This window comes from Allobosea sp. P1_B10 (assembly GCF_056406735.1).
In genome coordinates this window covers 152,160-170,019 of the sequence record NZ_JBFTZP010000005.1, presented here as the reverse complement: position 1 = coordinate 170,019, position 17,860 = coordinate 152,160, and the positions used below count along the sequence as shown (strand labels likewise).

18 protein-coding genes and 1 pseudogene are annotated in these 17,860 nt (G+C 66.9%); 13 read left to right on the top strand and 6 right to left on the bottom strand.

What is annotated here, in order from left to right:
• Positions 1 to 39 precede the first annotated feature (39 nt).
• From nthA to AC1D2L_RS13730, 3 genes are read left to right on the top strand one after another with little or no spacing between them, the layout of a single operon-like run.
• Positions 40 to 675, top strand: coding sequence for a nitrile hydratase subunit alpha (gene nthA / locus AC1D2L_RS13740; protein ID WP_476846428.1), 636 nt, complete (start codon positions 40 to 42; stop codon positions 673 to 675).
• Positions 672 to 1,331 (top strand): nitrile hydratase subunit beta, encoded by a 660-nt coding sequence (nthB, locus tag AC1D2L_RS13735; RefSeq protein ID WP_476846427.1) that lies wholly within the window; start codon positions 672 to 674, stop codon positions 1,329 to 1,331. Before nthA ends, nthB begins: the two co-directional genes overlap by 4 nt.
• Positions 1,318 to 1,701 carry a nitrile hydratase accessory protein gene (locus tag AC1D2L_RS13730; protein ID WP_476846426.1) on the top strand — a complete coding sequence of 128 codons (384 nt, stop codon included), beginning with the start codon at positions 1,318 to 1,320 and terminating at the stop codon, positions 1,699 to 1,701. Before nthB ends, AC1D2L_RS13730 begins: the two co-directional genes overlap by 14 nt.
• A gap of 92 nt (positions 1,702 to 1,793) precedes the next feature.
• Here the strand turns inward: AC1D2L_RS13730 and AC1D2L_RS13725 are convergent, their stop codons facing one another.
• Positions 1,794 to 2,819 carry a nickel/cobalt transporter gene (locus tag AC1D2L_RS13725; RefSeq protein ID WP_476846425.1) on the bottom strand — a complete coding sequence of 342 codons (1,026 nt, stop codon included), beginning with the start codon at positions 2,817 to 2,819 and terminating at the stop codon, positions 1,794 to 1,796.
• Positions 2,810 to 3,454 (bottom strand): DUF1007 family protein, encoded by a 645-nt coding sequence (locus AC1D2L_RS13720; RefSeq protein ID WP_476846424.1) that lies wholly within the window; start codon positions 3,452 to 3,454, stop codon positions 2,810 to 2,812. Before AC1D2L_RS13720 ends, AC1D2L_RS13725 begins: the two co-directional genes overlap by 10 nt.
• Positions 3,455 to 3,740: 286 nt before the next feature.
• Here AC1D2L_RS13720 and AC1D2L_RS13715 point away from each other — a divergent pair, with 286 nt between their 5' ends.
• The 6 genes from AC1D2L_RS13715 to AC1D2L_RS13690 all read left to right on the top strand — a co-directional run bounded on the left by AC1D2L_RS13715 (position 3,741) and on the right by AC1D2L_RS13690 (position 12,393).
• A complete protein-coding gene (locus AC1D2L_RS13715; protein ID WP_476846423.1) occupies positions 3,741 to 7,301 on the top strand; it encodes an indolepyruvate ferredoxin oxidoreductase family protein in 3,561 nt (1,186 codons plus the stop codon).
• An 83-nt stretch (positions 7,302 to 7,384) separates the two neighbouring features.
• A complete protein-coding gene (locus AC1D2L_RS13710; protein WP_476846422.1) occupies positions 7,385 to 8,017 on the top strand; it encodes a hypothetical protein in 633 nt (210 codons plus the stop codon).
• Between the two features lie 328 nt (positions 8,018 to 8,345).
• Positions 8,346 to 9,272, top strand: a complete 927-nt coding sequence (locus AC1D2L_RS13705; protein ID WP_476846421.1) for an ABC transporter ATP-binding protein — start codon at positions 8,346 to 8,348, stop codon at positions 9,270 to 9,272.
• A complete protein-coding gene (locus tag AC1D2L_RS13700; RefSeq protein WP_476846420.1) occupies positions 9,269 to 10,045 on the top strand; it encodes an ABC transporter permease in 777 nt (258 codons plus the stop codon). The genes AC1D2L_RS13705 and AC1D2L_RS13700 overlap by 4 nt, the downstream gene beginning before the upstream one ends.
• 58 nt (positions 10,046 to 10,103) lie before the next feature.
• Entirely contained in the window at positions 10,104 to 11,723 is a 1,620-nt protein-coding gene (locus tag AC1D2L_RS13695) for a peptide chain release factor 3 (RefSeq protein WP_476846419.1), read from the top strand.
• 136 nt (positions 11,724 to 11,859) lie between these two features.
• On the top strand, positions 11,860 to 12,393 hold the full coding sequence (locus AC1D2L_RS13690) for a glycoside hydrolase family 19 protein (RefSeq protein ID WP_476846418.1): 534 nt from the start codon (positions 11,860 to 11,862) through the stop codon (positions 12,391 to 12,393).
• Here AC1D2L_RS13690 and AC1D2L_RS13685 read toward each other — a convergent pair.
• A pseudogene (locus tag AC1D2L_RS13685) lies at positions 12,323 to 12,583 on the bottom strand (hypothetical protein); the annotation flags it as partial. The gene AC1D2L_RS13690 and the pseudogene AC1D2L_RS13685 sit on opposite strands and share 71 nt — an antisense overlap.
• A 39-nt stretch (positions 12,584 to 12,622) precedes the next feature.
• Between AC1D2L_RS13685 and AC1D2L_RS13680 the strand changes: the two are divergent.
• Complete coding sequence (locus tag AC1D2L_RS13680; RefSeq protein WP_476846584.1) at positions 12,623 to 13,183, top strand: TspO/MBR family protein; 561 nt, start codon at positions 12,623 to 12,625, stop codon at positions 13,181 to 13,183.
• Positions 13,184 to 13,190: 7 nt separating this feature from the next.
• Here AC1D2L_RS13680 and AC1D2L_RS13675 read toward each other — a convergent pair whose 3' ends face one another.
• From AC1D2L_RS13675 to AC1D2L_RS13665, 3 genes are all read right to left on the bottom strand, one after another.
• The gene (locus AC1D2L_RS13675; RefSeq protein WP_476846417.1) at positions 13,191 to 13,565 is read right to left on the bottom strand and encodes a response regulator; all 375 of its coding nucleotides are present in this window, start codon (positions 13,563 to 13,565) and stop codon (positions 13,191 to 13,193) included.
• 4 nt (positions 13,566 to 13,569) lie between these two features.
• Complete coding sequence (gene hpt, locus AC1D2L_RS13670) at positions 13,570 to 14,130, bottom strand: hypoxanthine phosphoribosyltransferase (protein ID WP_476846416.1); 561 nt, start codon at positions 14,128 to 14,130, stop codon at positions 13,570 to 13,572.
• 145 nt (positions 14,131 to 14,275) lie between these two features.
• Entirely contained in the window at positions 14,276 to 15,103 is an 828-nt protein-coding gene (locus AC1D2L_RS13665) for a zinc-ribbon domain-containing protein (RefSeq protein WP_476846415.1), read from the bottom strand.
• A 257-nt stretch (positions 15,104 to 15,360) separates the two neighbouring features.
• Between AC1D2L_RS13665 and ftsE the strand changes: the two genes are divergently transcribed.
• The 3 genes from ftsE (at position 15,361) to AC1D2L_RS13650 (ending at position 17,850) form a co-directional block, all read left to right on the top strand.
• Complete coding sequence (ftsE, locus tag AC1D2L_RS13660; protein WP_476846414.1) at positions 15,361 to 16,029, top strand: cell division ATP-binding protein FtsE; 669 nt, start codon at positions 15,361 to 15,363, stop codon at positions 16,027 to 16,029.
• Positions 16,016 to 16,975, top strand: coding sequence for a cell division protein FtsX (locus AC1D2L_RS13655; RefSeq protein WP_476846413.1), 960 nt, complete (start codon positions 16,016 to 16,018; stop codon positions 16,973 to 16,975). Before ftsE ends, AC1D2L_RS13655 begins: the two co-directional genes overlap by 14 nt.
• A 68-nt stretch (positions 16,976 to 17,043) precedes the next feature.
• A complete protein-coding gene (locus tag AC1D2L_RS13650) occupies positions 17,044 to 17,850 on the top strand; it encodes a YdcF family protein (RefSeq protein WP_476846412.1) in 807 nt (268 codons plus the stop codon).
• Positions 17,851 to 17,860 lie beyond the last annotated feature (10 nt).

The window sequence follows — 17,860 nt, the reverse complement described above, 5'->3', positions numbered from 1 at the left end:
TACGCTCGCAATGACGATCGGAAACAGGGAGAAGTGGCGATGAGCGACCACCATCATCACGGCCATGACCACGATCATGACCACGACAATCATTTCACGCCGATCGAGGCGCGGGTGAAGGCGCTCGAGACGCTGATGGTCGAGAAGGGCTATGTCGACCCTGCTGCGCTGGATGCCATCGTCGAGACCTACGAGACCCGCGTCGGTCCCCGCAATGGTGCCCGCGTCGTCGCAAAGGCCTGGACCGATCCTGCCTACGCCGCCCGCCTGAAGGCGGATGGCACCGCCGCTGTGGCCGAGCTCGACTATGGCGGGCGCGGCGGCGAGCACATCGTCGCCTGCTTCAACACGCCCGAGGAGCACAACCTCATCGTCTGCACGCTGTGCTCCTGCTATCCCTGGCCGGTGCTGGGCCTGCCGCCGGTCTGGTACAAATCCCCGCCCTACCGGGCCAAGGCCGTGATCGATCCGCGCGGCACACTCGCCGATTTCGGCGTGACCCTGCCGGAGGGCCAGCGCATCCGCGTCTGGGATTCCACTGCCGAGACGCGTTTCCTCGTCATTCCCATGAGGCCTGAAGGCACGGAAGGCTGGTCGGAAGAACAGCTCGCCACCATCGTCAGCCGCGACTCGATGATCGGCACCGAGCTCGTGACGCTGGAGGCGCAGGCATGAACGGCGCACAGGACCTCGGCGGCCAGATGGGCTTCGGCCCGGTCGTCCCCGAACCCAACGAGCCGGTCTTCCACGACGACTGGGAGAAGCGGGTGCTGGCCATCAATGTCGCAGCCGGCGCCATGGGCCATTGGTCGATCGACGAAATCCGCTCGGCCCGCGAAAGCATCCCCCCGGCCGATTACCTGTCGTCATCCTATTACGAGATCTGGCTGGCTGGCCTCGACACGGTGCTGACCCGCCACGGTTTCCTGACGCCCGACGAGTTGGCGCAGGGCAGGCCGCTCGCGCCCCCCAGGACACCCAAGCGCGTGCTCAAAGGCGAGGATGTCCCGGCGGTGCTTCGGCGCGGCTTCCCCTATGAGCGCGAGGCCCCTGCCCCGGCGCGCTTTGCCGTCGGCGACAGCGTGCGCACCCTTGTCATGAACCCGCAGCACCACACCCGGCTGCCGCGCTATGCGCGAGGCAAGCTTGGCACGATCGAGCGCGTGACCGGCTGCCATGTCTTCCCGGATACGGGCGCTCAAGGGCTGCCCGAGACGGCGCAGTGGCTCTACACGGTGGTATTAACCGGCCCCGAACTCTGGGGCCGCAATGCCGACCCGACCTCCACCGTCAGCATCGAGGCCTGGGAGAGCTATCTTGAGCCAGCCTGAGACCAACCTTGCCGCCGCGCTGGCTGCAGATACGCCAATCCCGCGCGACGCCGGCGGCCCGCTTTTCGCCGAGCCCTGGCAGGCGCAGGCCTTTGCACTGGTCGTCGCGCTACAGAACAAGGGCGTCTTCACAGCGGACGAATGGGCGCAGGCGCTGGGCGCCGAAATCCGCGAGGCGCTGGCCGAAGGCGGCTGCCGCGACGGCTCCGACTATTACGAGCGCTGGTGCGAGGCGCTGGAGCATCTGCTCATCGCCAAGGGACTGACCTCGCATGACGGCGTCGATGCGCTTGCCGCCTCCTGGGCGCGTGCGGCGGAGGCCACCCCGCACGGCAAGCCGATCCTGCTGGAGAACGACCCGCGGCGGTAAATCCGTCATTGCGAGCGAAGCGAAGCAATGCAGTCTCGTAGGGCTCTACATCCACCTGGATTGCTTCGCTTCGCTCGCAATGACGGGAAGGCCTAGCCGCCCTGCCCGGCCATCATCCCGAAGAACAGCGCGGCGCCGAACACCGCCACGAAGGCCGCCGCCAGCAGTTCCAGCCCCGCGATAGCCCGCGCGGCGCGCAGCGAGCCCCCGCCTGCGAATTTCAGCGCGGCGAATTTGAAGAACACCGCCAGCGCCGCCAGCGCCCCCGTGGTCAGCGCAGTGCCGAGCGCCATCGCGAAGGTCGCTGCGATTCCCGCCCAGAGCAGCCCTTGCGAGGCCGCGAAGACAAGGATGATCAGCGCCCCTGCGCAAGGCCGCAGACCGGCGGCGAAGACGACGCCGGCCATGTCGCGCCAATTCTTCAGGCGCGACATCTCGTCGGGCCCGGGCATGTGGACATGGTCGCAAGCGGGATCATGCGCCAGCGCCCCGTCATTGAGCGTCAAAAGAGCGCCGGCCTTGCGCCAGAGCACCAGCAGCCCGACCAGCGCCACCATGGCGAAGCTCGCCTGCTCCACAAACCAGGTCGTGCGGCTCATGGTTGCGGCGGTCGCCTTGAGCGCCAGCGTCAGCGTCGCGACCAGCGCGATCGCAACCAGTGCCTGCAGTATCGCGGCGGCGAAGCTCAGGCCGAGGCCCCGTCGCAGGCTGCGGTTGTCGGCGACGATATAGGCCGAGATCACCGCCTTGCCGTGTCCGGGACCGGCGGCGTGAAAGACGCCATAGCCGAAGCCGAGACCGAGCAGGCCCCATACCGCCGCCGGATTGGCGGCAATGGCCTTCAACGCCGCGGTCAGCTCACGATAGAAGCTCGACTGCCAGGACAGAATGATGGCGCCGATACCTGTGGTCGAGGGCAGCGCCTCGCGCGGCAGCGCCGTGCCGAAGGGATTGCGCGGCGCAGGCGGCGGCGGGGGGCTCAGCGTCGCGATGATGCCGGCCAGTATGGCCAGCGACACGCCAACGACGACGAGCGCGAGCACTGCGAGCGCAAGGCGGCGTCCGGCGTGACCGAGCCAGGCCGGCGGCCGCGCGCTGCGCATAGATTCTAGGGACATGCCACCAGCGCGCGCGTCGTCACCTGGAAGCCGCTCATATCGGGGGTGGCGGTGACATCCTCCTGCGCCAGCTTCTGCTGGACGTCGGCTGCGAGCTTTGGCGGCCGCGCGATCCGCACGACGCAGCCCTGCGGGGCGTCGCGGGTGGTGATCGCATCGGCACCGTCCGCGATGTCGAAGGCGACGAAATAGGTGGGATCGCCGATCTCGACGCCGAAGGAACGGTTGGCCGTCGCGGGCGTCTTCAGCGGCAGGATATAGGTCAGGGTCAGGATCTTGTTGTCATAGACCAAGCCCTGGTCGGTCGGCGTGCCGAACTCCTGCGCCTTGCCGTTGGCCTTGGCGACAGTGAAAAAATCGACATCGGGCAGCGACTCGACATTGACCTTGGCCAGTTCGGCAAGCTCGTCTGGCGTCAACTTGCCGTCGCCGTTCTTGTCGAGCCCCTGCGTGATATAGGCGGAGTAGGCCTCGTCAAAACTCCAGATATGCTTCAGCGCCGTCACGGCACCGTTGGGCCCGTAGATGATCTCGGCGCGCGCGCTCACGAAGACGTGCGGATGCGCCTGCGCCGGGAGCGCCAAGCCAAGGCTCGCCGCGGCAGCCAGCAGGGCCGGAACGATCGCGCGTCGCATCAAGGGCGGTGTCCTCCAAAGGAGCCGGAAATCTGGAATGTCATGGTTAAGCAATCGTAAACGCAGTCGCCATGTCCAGACTGCCGGCAGACCAGCCTTCCCTGCAATCGGGGCCGAATCGCGGCGCAGGCGCTGGACCTATCTGTGAAAGCTGGAATGATGCCAAGCTGATTGACCGCTTCGCCATACGTCAGCAAGATTGACATAAATCGAGACAGCACTCGCAAGTCCGAGGCCGGACCAACCGGCCCACTCTATGCTGGAAGCGCACGGTCGGGAGGTCGGCATGACCGAGATGACGCGGAACTCAGGGACAGCGGGCGCACCGCCATCTCCCGGCCTGCGCGATGTCGCGCTCGACGACAAATACGACCTCGCCAAGACCCGCATCTTCCTGACGGGCTCGCAGGCCGTCACCCGCATGCTGCTCGTCCAGCGCGAGCGAGACCGGCGCGCCGGGCTGAACACCGCAGGTTTCGTCACCGGCTATCGCGGCTCCCCGCTCGGCGGGCTCGACCAGCAGCTGGCGCGTGCCGCCAAGCCGCTGCAGGCCGCCAACATCGTCTTTCAGCCCGGGCTGAACGAGGACCTCGCTGCCACCGCGATCTGGGGCAGCCAGCAGGCGGAGCTGCAGGGCGAGGGCAGATATGAAGGTGTCTTCGGCCTCTGGTACGGCAAGGGCCCGGGCGTCGACCGCTCCGGCGACGTGCTGCGCCACGGCAACATGGCCGGCACCTCCCCCCATGGCGGCGTGATCTGCCTGATGGGGGACGACCACACCGCCGAATCCTCCACCAACGCCCACCAGACCGAATTCGTGCTGGTCGACCGCATGATGCCGATCCTGAACCCGGCCGGCGTGCAGGAGATCATGGATTACGGCCTGCACGGCATCGCGCTGTCGCGTTACGCCTCGGTCTGGGTCGGCATCAAATGCGTCAAGGACAATGTCGAATCGACGGCTTCCGTCGATGGCTCGGTCGACCGGGTGACGATCGTCATTCCCGACGACTACGAGATGCCGCCGGGCGGGCTGAGCATCCGCCGCGAGCTCGACTTCCTCGAGCAGGAGAAGCGCCTGCATCTCCACAAGCGCGAGGCAATGCTGGCCTATATCCGCGCCAACAAGCTCAACCAGATCGTCACCTCCGGCGGCCCGGCCCCGCGCATTGGCATCATCACGGTCGGAAAATCCTATCTCGACACGCGACAGGCATTGGAGGAACTCGGCATCGACGAGGTCCGCGCCAACGACCTCGGCATCCGCCTGTTCAAGATCGGCTGCCCCTGGCCGCTGGTCCCCTCCGAGCTCGAAGCCTTCGCGGCCGGTCTCGACCTGATCATGGTCGTCGAGGAGAAGCGCTCGCTGATCGAGGTGCAGCTGCGCGAAGAGCTCTACGGCTCCGCCCATCGCCCGATGGTGATCGGCAAGCGCGACGAGACCGGCGAATGGCTCTTCCCCGTCCATGGCGCGCTCGACCCCAACGACATCGCGATCGCACTCGGCTCGCGCCTGCTGCAATACCGGGACGATCCCGTCTTGCGCCTCCGGCTGGAGGAGATTGCCGCCGCGCAAGGGAGGCTCGCCGAGGCGCAGGAGATCGCGCGGCGCACGCCGTACTTCTGCTCGGGCTGCCCGCACAGCACCTCGACCGTGGTGCCCGCGGGCTCGCGCGCCTATGCCGGCATCGGCTGCCACTACATGGTGCAGTGGATGGATCGCGACACCGCCGGCTTCACCCAGATGGGCGGCGAGGGTGCGAACTGGGTCGGCGAGGCGCCGTTCTCGACGCGCAAGCACGTCTTCCAGAACATCGGCGACGGCACCTACACTCATTCCGGCTCGCTCGCGATCCGCTGGGCCGTCGCCTCGGGTACGACCGTCACCTACAAGCTGCTCTACAACGATGCGGTCGCGATGACCGGCGGGCAGCAGGCAGAAGGGCACCTGACGCCCGACCAGATGGCGCGCCAGGTCGCGGCGGAAGGCGTCAGGCGCATCGCCATCGTCACCGACGACCCCCAGAAATATCGGGCGGGCACCGTGTGGCCGCCCGGCGCCACCATCCACCATCGCGACGATCTCGACGCGGTGCAGCGGGAACTGGCGACGGTCGAGGGCGTCTCGGTGCTGCTCTATGACCAGACCTGCGCCACCGAGAAGCGCCGCCGTCGCAAGCGTGGCAGCTATCCCGATCCCGACAAGCGCATCATCATCAACGAGCTCGTCTGCGAGGGCTGCGGTGATTGCGGCGTGCAGTCGAACTGCGTCTCGGTACAGCCGCTCGAAACCGAGTTCGGCCGCAAGCGCCAGATCGACCAGTCCAACTGCAACAAGGACTTTTCCTGCGTGAAGGGCTTTTGCCCGTCCTTCGTCACGGTGCATGGCGCCCGGCCGAAAAAGGCCGCGCCCCGCAAGGTCGATGCCGGCGCCATCGGCGCGGGCGATATCCCCGAGCCAAAAATCCCGGCGCTCGACCGCAGCTTCGCGGTTGTGGTCACCGGCGTCGGCGGCACCGGTGTGGTGACGATCGGCGCGATCCTCGGCATGGCGGCCCATCTCGAGGGCAAGGGCTGCGGCATGATCGACATGGCCGGCCTCGCCCAGAAGGGCGGCGCCGTCTTCAGCCATGTGAAGCTCGCGCCGCGGCCCGAGGACATCCACGCCATCCGCGTCGCGGCCGGACAGGCCGATCTCGTGCTCGGCTGCGACCTCACCGTGACCGGTTCGAAGAAGGTGCTGGGCGCGATCAAGCCGCAGGGCGCGCTCGTCGTGGTCAATACCGCAGAGAGCCTGCCGGGCGATTTCACCCGCAATGCCGATTTCTCGCTGCCCTTCGAGCGCATCAAGCGCGCAATACTTGGCGCCTCGCGCCGCGAGCAGACGCATTTCGTCGATGCGACGGCGGCGGCCGTCGCGGTCCTCGGCAATGCAATCGCCGCCAACATGTTCATGCTCGGCTACGCCTGGCAGTTCGGTGGCGTGCCGCTCTCGCGGGCGGCGCTGATGCGGGCGATCGAGCTGAATGGCGAGGCCGTGCCGATGAACCAGCAGGCGTTCGAGCTCGGCCGCCGCGCCGCGCATGATCCCGCCAGCCTGCATGCAGCCCTCGCCGAGGCCAAGACGCCGACGGCATCGCGCCATATCTCCGAGACTCTCGAGGAGATCATCACGCGCCGCGTCGCCGTCCTCACCACCTACCAGAACGCCGCCTATGCCGAGCGCTATCGCGCTCTCGTCGCGAAACTGAAGGCGAAGGAGGCGAGCGTCCTGCCTGGCCAGAATGCCCTGACCGAAACGGTGGCGCGCTACCTGTTCAAGCTGATGGCCTACAAGGACGAATACGAGGTCGCGCGGCTCTATGCCGACGGCTCCTTCCAGAAGCAGGTCGCGGCGACCTTCGAGGCGACCGACACTGCCGGCAAGCCGCTGCGCTACGAGTTCAACCTCGCCCCGCCGCTGCTGGCGCGGACCGATCCCCGCACCGGCGCGCCGCGCAAGATGAGTTTTGGCCCCTGGATGATGTCGGCCTTCGGCCTGCTCGCGAAGCTGAAAGGGCTGCGCGGCACACCCTTCGACATCTTTGGCTACAGCGCGGAACGGCGCACCGAGCGGCGGCTGATCGCCGGCTACGAGGCGCTGCTGGCCGAGATCGCCGACCGGGCCACGCCGGAAAACCACGCGCTCTGCGTGGCGTTGGCGGCCATCCCGGAGAAGATCCGCGGCTTCGGGCACGTCAAGGAGCGACATCTCAAGGCAGCAAAGGCCGAGGAAACCGAGCTGCTGGCGCGGTTGCGCGAAGGCAGGGCGACCGTGGCCGTGCTGCCGCTCGCAGCGGCGGAATAGGCGACAGGCCCGAAAGCGATTGCTGCCGCCCCTCGTCAGGAGCCCCGCTTGGCAGCGTCCCGACGCGGTCGCATGATCGCGCCATGCCTCTGCCCAATCGCGTCCGCCCCGATGGCACCCTGTTCGCGACGCCCGAGCGCGGGCTGTTCTACGGCAATCGCGGCGGCCACTTTCACGATCCGGCCTCGCAGGCCGTGCCGGAACGGCTTTACGCAACCCCGCAATGGCTCTGCTGCGTGCTCGCCTTCAAGGGTCGCAGGCGAAAGCTCTGGGGCCGCGGCTATACCGAACTGTTCTTCTGCGACGAGGTCACCGCGCTCGCAGCCGGGCATCGGCCCTGCATGGAATGCCGCCGCGCCGACGCGCTGGCCTATCGCGCCGCCCTTGTCGCAAGTCTGAGGCTGAGCGAAACGCCGCTGTTTCCCGAGATCGACCGCCTGCTCGACAGCGAACGCCGCAATGGCCGCGTGAAGCGCCTGCACCGGCTTCCAGCCTCGACGCTGCCCGATGGTGCGATGATCCAGCCGGTAGCCGGCATCTGGCTCGCGCTGAGAGGCGATGCCGCGCTGCTCTGGTCGCCGGCCGGTTATGTCGAGCACCAGCCCCGCCCCGCGGGCGCCGTCGACGTGCTCACCCCGCCCGCGACGCTCGCGGCACTCGCGAGCGGCTACGCTCCGGTCTGGCATGACAGCGCGACCGTCGCCGTAGATCGCTGACGACCTGTCCCGCACGGAACCTTATTCGGCCCGTCGGCGTTGCTCCGGCATCATTACCAATATGGGGGTTGCTGATATGCGTTCGATTGCTCTCTGGCTGCTCGGGATCCCGATTCCGATCATCATCCTGCTTTGGTTCTTCATGAAGTGAAGCGCAGATACTGCTATGTGCAGCTTGGCCGGGTTCGCCCCGGCCATTTGCATTTCGGCAGGGCCCTACCCAACTGACAGAACCTGGCCGGGCCTCATGCTCTGTCCCGAAAGCCCGGTTGCCCAGCGCAGCGCGGGCTTTGTCGTCGCACCCTCGCCTGACATCATACCGAGCCCCATGACCCCGATCATTTCCGTCTCGAATCTGTCCAAGACCTATGCTTCCGGGTTCAGCGCCCTGAAATCTGTCGATCTGGAGATCAAGCGCGGCGAGATCTTTGCGCTGCTTGGCCCCAATGGCGCCGGCAAGACCACGCTGATCTCGATCATCTGCGGACTCGTGAATCCCAGCGGAGGCCAGGTGCTGGCCGATGGCCACGACATCCTCCGGGAGTATCGCGCCGCGCGCGCGAAGATCGGGCTCGTGCCTCAGGAACTGACCACGGATGCCTTCGAGACCCCATGGAGCACGGCGAGCTTCAGCCGCGGGCTGTTCGGCAAGCCCAGGAACCCAGCCCTGATCGAGCAATTGCTCAAGGACCTCTCGCTCTGGGACAAGAAGGACACCCAGATCCGCATGCTCTCGGGCGGCATGAAACGCCGGGTGATGATCGCCAAGGCGCTCTCGCACGAGCCGCATATCCTGTTCCTCGACGAGCCCACGGCGGGCGTCGATGTCGAGCTCAGGCAGGACATGTGGCGGCTGGTGCGGCGCCTGCAGGAGGCCGGCACCACCATCATCCTGACAACGCATTACATCGACGAGGCCGAGGAGATGGCCGACCGGATCGGGGTGATCAGCAAGGGCGAGATCATCCTCGTCGAAGAAAAGGCCGAGCTGATGCGCAAGCTCGGCAAGAAGCAGCTGACCCTGTCCTTGCTGGAGCCGCTGACGGCGCTGCCCGATGGCCTCGCCTCGCATGGCCTGGCGCTGGCGGCCGAGGGGAGCGAACTGGTCTACACCTATGATACCAAGGCCGAGCGCACCGGCATCACCGCGCTGCTAAGAGATCTCGGCGAAGCCGGCATCCGCTTCAGGGACCTGCGCACCAGCCAGAGTTCGCTGGAGGACATTTTCGTCAGCCTGGTGAGGGATCGCAAATGAGCGGCTTCACCGTGAACTGGCACGCCATCAAAGCGATCTACCTGTTCGAGATGGCCCGCACCTGGCGCACGCCGCTGCAGAGCATCGTCTCGCCGGTGATCTCGACCTCGCTTTATTTCGTGGTCTTCGGCGCGGCGATCGGCTCGCGCATGCAGGCGATCGACGGCATCCCGTTCGGCGCCTTCATCGTGCCGGGGCTGATCATGCTCTCGCTGCTGACGCAGAGCATCGCCAACGCCTCCTTCGCGATCTATTTCCCGAAATTCACCGGCACGATCTACGAATTGCTCTCGGCCCCCGTCGCCTGGTGGGAGGCGGTGATCGCCTATGTCGGGGCGGCGGCGACGAAATCCATCGTGCTCGGGCTGATCATCCTGCTCACCGCGACATTGTTCGTGCCGCTGCGGATCGAGCATCCCGTCTTCATGATGCTGTTTCTGGTGCTGACGGCCGTCACTTTCAGCCTGTTCGGCTTCATCATCGGCATCTGGGCCGACGGCTTCGAGCGCCTGCAGGTCATCCCGCTGCTGGTGGTGACGCCGCTGACCTTCCTGGGCGGCTCGTTCTATTCGATCGCAATGCTCCCGCCCTTCTGGCAGAAGGTCGCGCTGTTCAACCCGGTCGTCTATCTCATCAGCGGCTTCCGCTGGAGCTTCTACGGGGTGGCCGACGTCGGGCTCGCGCTGAGTCTGGGCATGACGCTGGTGTTCCTGGCTGCCTGCATCGCGGCCGTCGGCTGGATCTTCCGAACCGGATATCGGCTCAAGAACTGAGGTCGCGCGGCATGGGGCGCGATTGACTTCCCCCGGAGCATCCTGTTTTCACAACGCCATGACCGACATCCAGATCCTCGAAGCGCGGGCGGCCGACGCTCCTCATGCGCGCCGGCGCACTTTCGCGATCATCTCGCACCCTGACGCGGGCAAGACGACGCTGACCGAGAAGCTGCTCTACTTCGGCGGCGCGATCCAGCTGGCGGGCGAAGTGCGCGCCAAGCAGGGCCGTCGCCAGACCTCCTCGGACTGGATGAAGATCGAGCGCCAGCGCGGCATTTCGGTCGTCACCTCGGTGATGACCTTCGAATATGGCGGCAACGTCTACAACCTGCTCGACACGCCGGGCCACGAGGACTTCTCGGAAGACACCTATCGCACGCTGACCGCGGTCGACAGCGCGATCATGGTCATCGACGCCGCCAAGGGCATCGAGGCGCGCACGAAGAAGCTGTTCGAGGTCTGCCGCCTGCGCGACATCCCGATCGTGACCTTCATCAACAAGGTCGACCGCGAGACGCGCGACCTCTTCGATCTCGTCAACGAGATCGAGACGACGCTGGCGCTGGATGTCGCGCCGATGACCTGGCCGGTCGGGCGCGGCCGCGAATTCGTCGGCACCTACGATCTCAAGGCCAACACCTTCCGCCGCAACCAGAAGGGCGACGAGAGCGCTGACGACCAGCAGGTCTCGGGCTGGGACGACAAGCTGTTCGACGAGCTCCTGCCATACGGGGCGGCCGAGACCTGGCGCGAGGAGGTCTTCCTGGCCAGCGAGGGCCTGAAGCCCTTCGACATGCAGTCCTTCCGCGAGGGCCATCTGACGCCGCTCTATTTCGGCGCGGCCTTGCGCGACTACGGCGTGCGTGACCTGATCGACGCGCTGGGCGCGCTCGCGCCGAGCCCGCGCGCGCAGGTCGCCGATAAGCGCGTGATCGAGGCCGGCGAGCCGAAGATGACCGGCTTCGTCTTCAAGATCCAGGCGAACATGGACCCCAACCACCGCGACCGCATCGCCTTCATGCGCGTCTGCTCGGGCAAGCTCTCGCGCGGCATGAAGGCCAAGCTGGTGCGCACCGGCAAGCCGATGCCGCTGAACGCGCCGCAGTTCTTCTTCGCCCGCGACCGCTCGATCGCCGAGGAGGCCTATGCCGGCGACATCGTCGGCCTGCCCAACCACGGCACCCTGCGCATCGGCGACACGCTGACCGAGGGCGAGGATATCGTCTTCAAGGGCGTGCCGAGCTTCGCGCCGGAAATCCTGCGCCGCGTCAAACTCAAAGACGCGATGAAGGCCAAGAAGCTGCGCGAGGCGTTACAGCAGATGGCCGAGGAAGGCGTCGTGCAGATCTTCCTGCCGCATGACGGCGCGCCCGCCATAGTCGGCGTCGTCGGCGCGCTGCAGCTCGACGTGCTGAAGGAACGCATGGAGGCCGAATATTCGCTCCCCGTCGATTTCGAGCCCTGCCAGTTCTCGATCGCGCGCTGGGTCTCCAGCGACGACAAGCTCGCGCTGCAGAAGTTCGTGGGGCTGAAGCCATCCTCGATGGCCGACGACCTCGACGGCGACCCGGTCTTCATGGCCTCGTCGCAGTTCACGTTGAAATACGATGCGGAACGGGCTCCCGACGTCACCTTCTCGGACATCAAGGACTACCAGAAGACACCTGGCGCCTGACGCGGCCTCGCACCGGGCGGACTTATCCCCGTCCGGTACAGCGGCGCTATCATGGCGTTTTCCGCTGGAGAGCGCCGCCATGTCGTTGCGAGGATCGTCGACTCCGCCCCGGTCCTCATCGCGCGGTCCGCGCGCATTGTCGGTCACAGAGGAACGCCTGCGCAGGCTCTGCCCGCCCGGCAAGCCGGCGATCATCGCGGGCATCGCGGCTGGCTTCGACCGCCTGGCGCCTGGATATGCGGTCGATACGAGGCTGCGGATCTGCCATTTCCTCGCGCAGGCCGCGCATGAGACCGACCGCTTTCGCACACTTGAGGAGTATGGCGGGGCCACCTATTTCGCACGCTATGAGGGTCGAGGCGACCTCGGCAATACCCGACGCGGCGACGGCGCCCGCTTCCATGGCCGCGGCATTTTCCAGCTCACCGGCCGCGCCAATTACCGCCGCTACGGCGTGCTGCTCGGGGTCGATCTCGAAGCCGAGCCCACACTGGCGATGCAGGCCGAGATCTCGCTCGCGATCGCCTTCGCCTACTGGCGCGAGCGCGCGATCAACGCCGCTGCCGACGCGGACGACGTCGTGACCGTCACCAGGCTGATCAATGGCGGGCGCAACGGACTGGCCGACCGCAGGAGACTGCTGGCACTGGCGAAGCGGATCTGGCTGTAGGGCCGGCCGTCATTGCGAGCGAAGCGACGCAATCCAGACCTGTAGCTCTTCGTCCCCTGGATTGCGTCGCTCCGCGCGCAATGATGTCGTCCTCTGCCGCCCTAGGCGTGCCCGGCCCCTCGATCGAGGCGCGGTGCTCCATCAGGCTCTCGACGCCGCGCAGCGAGGTCGCGCGCTTGTAGCGCTCGACAGGGAGGAGAATGTGCATCTGACGCAGGCGACGGGGCTTATGCACGGGCCCAGCCTTGCCCGCCGCGTCGTGGCGCCCCATCTGGCTGGGATGACAGCTTCAACTCCCAATGCATTCCGCGCCCCGAGACCTGTCTGGGTCGATGCGCTGATCGTGATCGTCCCGGTCGTGGTCGCCTCGCTGATCGGCAGCGCCGTCACCGTGCCGCAGATCCCCGGCTGGTACGCCACGCTGGTCAAGCCGGCCTTCCAGCCGCCAAACTGGCTGTTCGGCCCGGTCTGGACGACGCTCTACGTCATGATGGCCTTTGCGGCCTGGCGCGTGCTTCGCCTGCCGGCCGGCACGCCGGGGAAAGGCCGCGCGCTGACCATTTATCACGTCCAGCTGCTGCTGAACCTGCTCTGGTCCTGCGTCTTCTTCGGGCTCCAGAGCCCGCTTGGCGGAATCGTCGTCATTCTGCCGCTGCTCGCTCTAATCGTGGCGACCATCGCGCTGTTTCGCCCGCTTAACCGGGTCGCGGCCAATCTGCTCTGGCCCTATCTCGCCTGGGTGAGCTTTGCGACGCTGCTCACCGTCTCGATCTGGTGGCTGAACCGGTAGCCGGTGGCTACCCGATGGAGCGCTCGATGACCTTCAGCACCGTCGCCCGGAGATCGGCGATGGTGAAGGGCTTGACCATCACCTCGGAGACCACCGCATCGAGGCTCTTGGCGCGCTCGCGCTGCTCGGCGTAGCCGGTCATCAGCATGATCGTCAGATCTGGAAAGGCCTGCTTGGCGGCGAGCGCCAGCGCGATCCCGTCCATCAGCGGCATCCGGATGTCGGTCAGCAGCAGGTCGAAGCGCCCCTCCTCCGCGACCAGCACGTCGAGCGCCTCGGCGCCGTCAGCCGCCATCAGGCATGTATGCCCGTCCATGGTGAGACCGCGCGCGACCAGCGTGCGCAGGGATTCCTCGTCATCGACGACAAGAATGCGCGACATCGCCCTAGATCCCCGGTAGCCCGGCCTGGTCGATCGTCTCTATCACGCCGACATAGGGCAGCTGCCGATAGGAGTGTGCCACGTCCATGCCGTAGCCGACGACGAAATAGTCGGGGCATTCGAAGCCGACATAATCGGGCTTGATGTTAACCGCGCGCTTGCCGGGCTTCTCCAGCAGCACGGCCGAAGCGACCTTCGAGGCGCCGCGCGCCGCAAGCAGATCCTTGGCGAAGGCGAGCGTACGCCCGGACTCGAGGATGTCGTCGACCAGCAGGACCTCGCGCCCGCGCACATCGCTCTGCACGTCGCGCAGGATTTCGACCTGCCCCGAGGAGATCGTCGCGTTGCGATAGCTCGACAGATGCACGAACTCGACCTGGGGTCTCATGCCGGCACGATGCATCGCGCGAATCAGGTCGGCCACGAACATGAAGCTGCCCTTCAGCACCGCCACGACCAGCAGGTCGGGGGGTGAACTCGCGGCGATGGCCTGTGCCATCTCGTCATTGCGGCGCGCAATGCTCGCCTCGTCATAGAGAATCCTGATGCGCCGGGAGTCAGTCATCGTGCTGTCGTCCTTTCGCGCCGCCCGTTGCCGCGCCTTCGTCAATGGCAGGTTTATAGCATCCGCCGATATCGGCTAGGGGCGCCACCCCTCCCTCTGCGCTGCGAAAAGGGCGTGACGACGACCAGGCGACGGCAGCGCGCCCTCAGTTGGCCCTGGCCAATTCCGCCGCCTTGCCGTCACCGAAGCGGACATGCACCGACTTCCCGGCGTCTGGCGGGGCCGCCAGCCGGGCGCGGAAGCGCAACAGCTCCGCCGGCTCGAGCCTTGCCCGGGGCGGCTCCGTCGTCCAGGTGTAGAGCGTCTGGCCTGACGCATCCTTGATCGCGACCTCGATCGGCGGCACCGGGGCGACGCTGCGGGTGATGTTGGTGACATCGCCCTCGACCACGAGGAAGCGACCCTGGCCGTCGTTGACGATGCCGCTTTCGACCGAACTCAGGCTGAGGCCGCGCACATTCACCGGCAGGCCCAGCGTCTCGAACACCGCGGCCAATTGCGGCGCGGCGCGGACCACGAGATTGCGCTGCGCGACCAGCGCGCCGATGACCACGAGACCGCCCAGCGCCAAGGCAGCAGGCAGCGCAACGCCGCGTGTGATCTGGCGCTTGGAAGCGTCCCTGCGTCCCTTGGCGAGCGAATCGCGCCTGCGCAGTGCCTGCCGAACCGTCTCGTCCTCGCCCTTATCTTGGCCCTCGTTCGCGGCAGCGTCGACCGCCTGTTCGGCCGCTTGCTCCGCGTCCTGCTCGGCCGTGACGGCGGTGATCTGCTCCTCGATCTCGGCCGCGCGCTGGAGTTCCTCGTTCAGGAGCGCCTGCGTATCCTCGGCGCTCGGCGCCTCGGGAAAGATTTCCGCCGGCTCGACATGCCAGAGTGTCTGGCAGGAGGCGCAGCGAACCTTGCGGCCGGTGGGACCGAGCTTGGCGGCATCGAGTTCGTAGCGGCTGGCGCAGGACGGGCAGACGATCAGCATGTCGTCGAGCGGCTCCTCGGCATGGTCCGGTCCTGCTGCAGGGCAAGTCGCGGGCGGAATGAAACCCTGTCCCGGCAGGCAGCGCCGATTCAAGCAATGTCGCGCACAGGCACGGGCGCTTCGCCTCATTGGCGCGATTTATGGTTAACGCCTCGTGAAGAACCTCTGCGTCATGATGGCAGGCGCACGCGCTTGGTGCGGCGCTGCGCTTGCAGTGTAGGATCGCCGCGCCGGGATTCGCCGCGCCAGCGAAAAGGATGTGTCGGTTGGTTCGCTTCGAGAATGTCGGTCTGCGGTACGGTATGGGCCCGGAGGTGCTGAAGGATATCAACTTCAGCATCGAGCCGCGCTCGTTCCAGTATCTCACCGGCCCGTCCGGAGCGGGCAAGACCACGTTGATCCGGCTGGTGCTGATGGCGCTGAAGCCGACGCGCGGGCTGGTCAACCTGTTCGGGCAGGATGTCTCGCGGCTCGACGGCGACACGCTCACCGCCTTTCGCCGCCGGATGGGGGTTGTCTTCCAGGATTTCCGCCTGCTCGACCATCTCACCCTCTACGAGAACGTCGCACTGCCGCTCCGTGTGCTCGGCAAGGAGGAGACCAGCTATCGTGCCGAGGTCGTCGAATTGTTGCGCTGGGTCGGCCTGGGCGAGCGCATGCACGCCGTTCCCCCCGTTCTGTCGGGTGGCGAGAAGCAGCGCGCCGCAATCGCGCGCGCCCTGATCAGCCGCCCCGAGCTCCTGCTGGCCGACGAGCCGACCGGCAACGTCGACCCCGGTCTGGGCCGTCGCCTGCTGCGCCTGTTCATGGAGTTGCAGTCGCTCGGAACCGCAGTGGTGATCGCGACCCATGATCTCGCGCTGATGGAACTCTACGACGCGCCGCGCCTGGTTCTCGCCGACGGACATCTCCATGTCGACAACTGAGCCGCATGCCGCCCCCGACTATGAGGAGCGCGCGCTGCCGGCCAATCTGCGCCGCGGCCAGCCGCTCGTGCCCGTGGATTCCGTCGCGGGCCGGGCCCTGATGGCCGTAATCGCGATCCTGACCTTCCTCGCCGCGCTCAGCGCGGGCGCGGCCGTGCTGGCGGCGCGTGCCTCCGAGCAATGGCGCGGCGCCGTCGCCAACGAGATGACGATCCAGATCCGTCCTGACGCCCGCCGCGACATGGAGGCCGACCTGTCTCAGGCCGTGGCGATGGCCGCCGGCGTCGCCGGTGTCGAGAGCGTGCGCGTCGTACCCAAGGCGGAATCGGACAAGCTGCTCGAGCCCTGGCTCGGAACCGGGCTCGACCTCGTCGAACTGCCGGTGCCGCGCCTGATCGTGCTCAAGCTCAAGAACGGGGCAGGCCCCGACCTGACGGCGCTGGGCTCGGCACTGCGGCGCGACCTGCCGAGCGCCATCCTCGACGATCACAAGCTCTGGGTGCGCCGCCTCTCGGCCATGGCGAGCACCATCATCCTGTCGGGCGTCACCGTCGTCCTGTTGGTGCTGGCGGCGGCGGGGCTGGCGGTCGCCTTTGCGACGCGCGGTGCGATGGCCGGAAGCCGAGACAGCGTCGAGGTGCTGCATCTTGTCGGCGCCGACGACGCGTTCATCGCGCGCGAGTTCCAGACGCGCTTCATCCAGCTCGGCCTCAAGGGCGGCGCTGCCGGCGGGCTGGCGGCGATCCTGGTCATCGCGCTGCTCGGCTGGCTGGCCTCGCGCTGGACGGCCGACGCCGAGGCGGAGCAGTTGCAGGCGCTATTCGGGGCTTTCGAGATCGGCTGGTCAGGCTATGGCGCGGTCATCCTCGTCGCCACGGTGGTGGCCGCGATCGCAGGCCTGGTCTCGCGCTTCACGGTGCGGCGCCATCTCAGGACTCTCGCTTAACCATTGCGGCGAAGGCCGGTCTCATTCGCCGCCGTTATGCCCGAATGAGCAAATAACCTAATCAAGTCATGGCTATGATCGAAGGCACGCAAGGCAAGGGGCTGGTATCGCGCGATGCACCGCGCTCTGCGCGCGGGCCGTCGATCGCTGGGCGTCGCCATTGGCTGGCGCGGCTTGGCCTCGTGCTGTGCTGCCTTGCGGGAATGTCCGCCGTCGCCCTGATCATCGGCTATGCCCAGTTCGCCTCCCGCATCGAGCCGCACGAACCGGTCGGCGCGCCACGGACGGACGCCATCGTCGTGGTCACCGGCGGCTCCCAGCGCATCGGCGACGCCATAGGCCTGCTCGGCGCCGATCGCGGCTCGCGGCTTCTGATCTCGGGCGTCAACGAACGGACCGGACGCGAGGAACTGGCGCGGAACAACCCGTCCTCGCGCGCGCTGCTCGCCTGCTGCGTCGATCTCGACTACCGCGCCCGCAACACCATCGGCAACGCCATCGAGGCGCGGCGCTGGGTCCGCCGGCACAGTTTCGGCTCGCTCCTGGTGGTGACCTCCAACTATCACATGCCGCGTGTTCTCGCGGAGTTCGCCCATGCCATGCCGGGCGTGCAGCTCGTGCCCCATCCCGTCGTCAGCGACCAGGTCGACGCCTCCGAATGGTGGCATAACTGGAGCACGATCAGGCTGCTCGCGCCGGAATACGTCAAATATCTCGTGGCGCGCCTGCGCAGCAAGTTCGAGACCGACCCCGAGACCTCGCGGCTCTCGGTGATCATCGGCGGCCGGAAGCCGATCTCGCCGAAGCCGCCGGACATGATCGGCCCCGACTACGAGAAGCGCACGCGCCTGCACGCGCCTCGCCACGATGCCTGAAACCGCAATG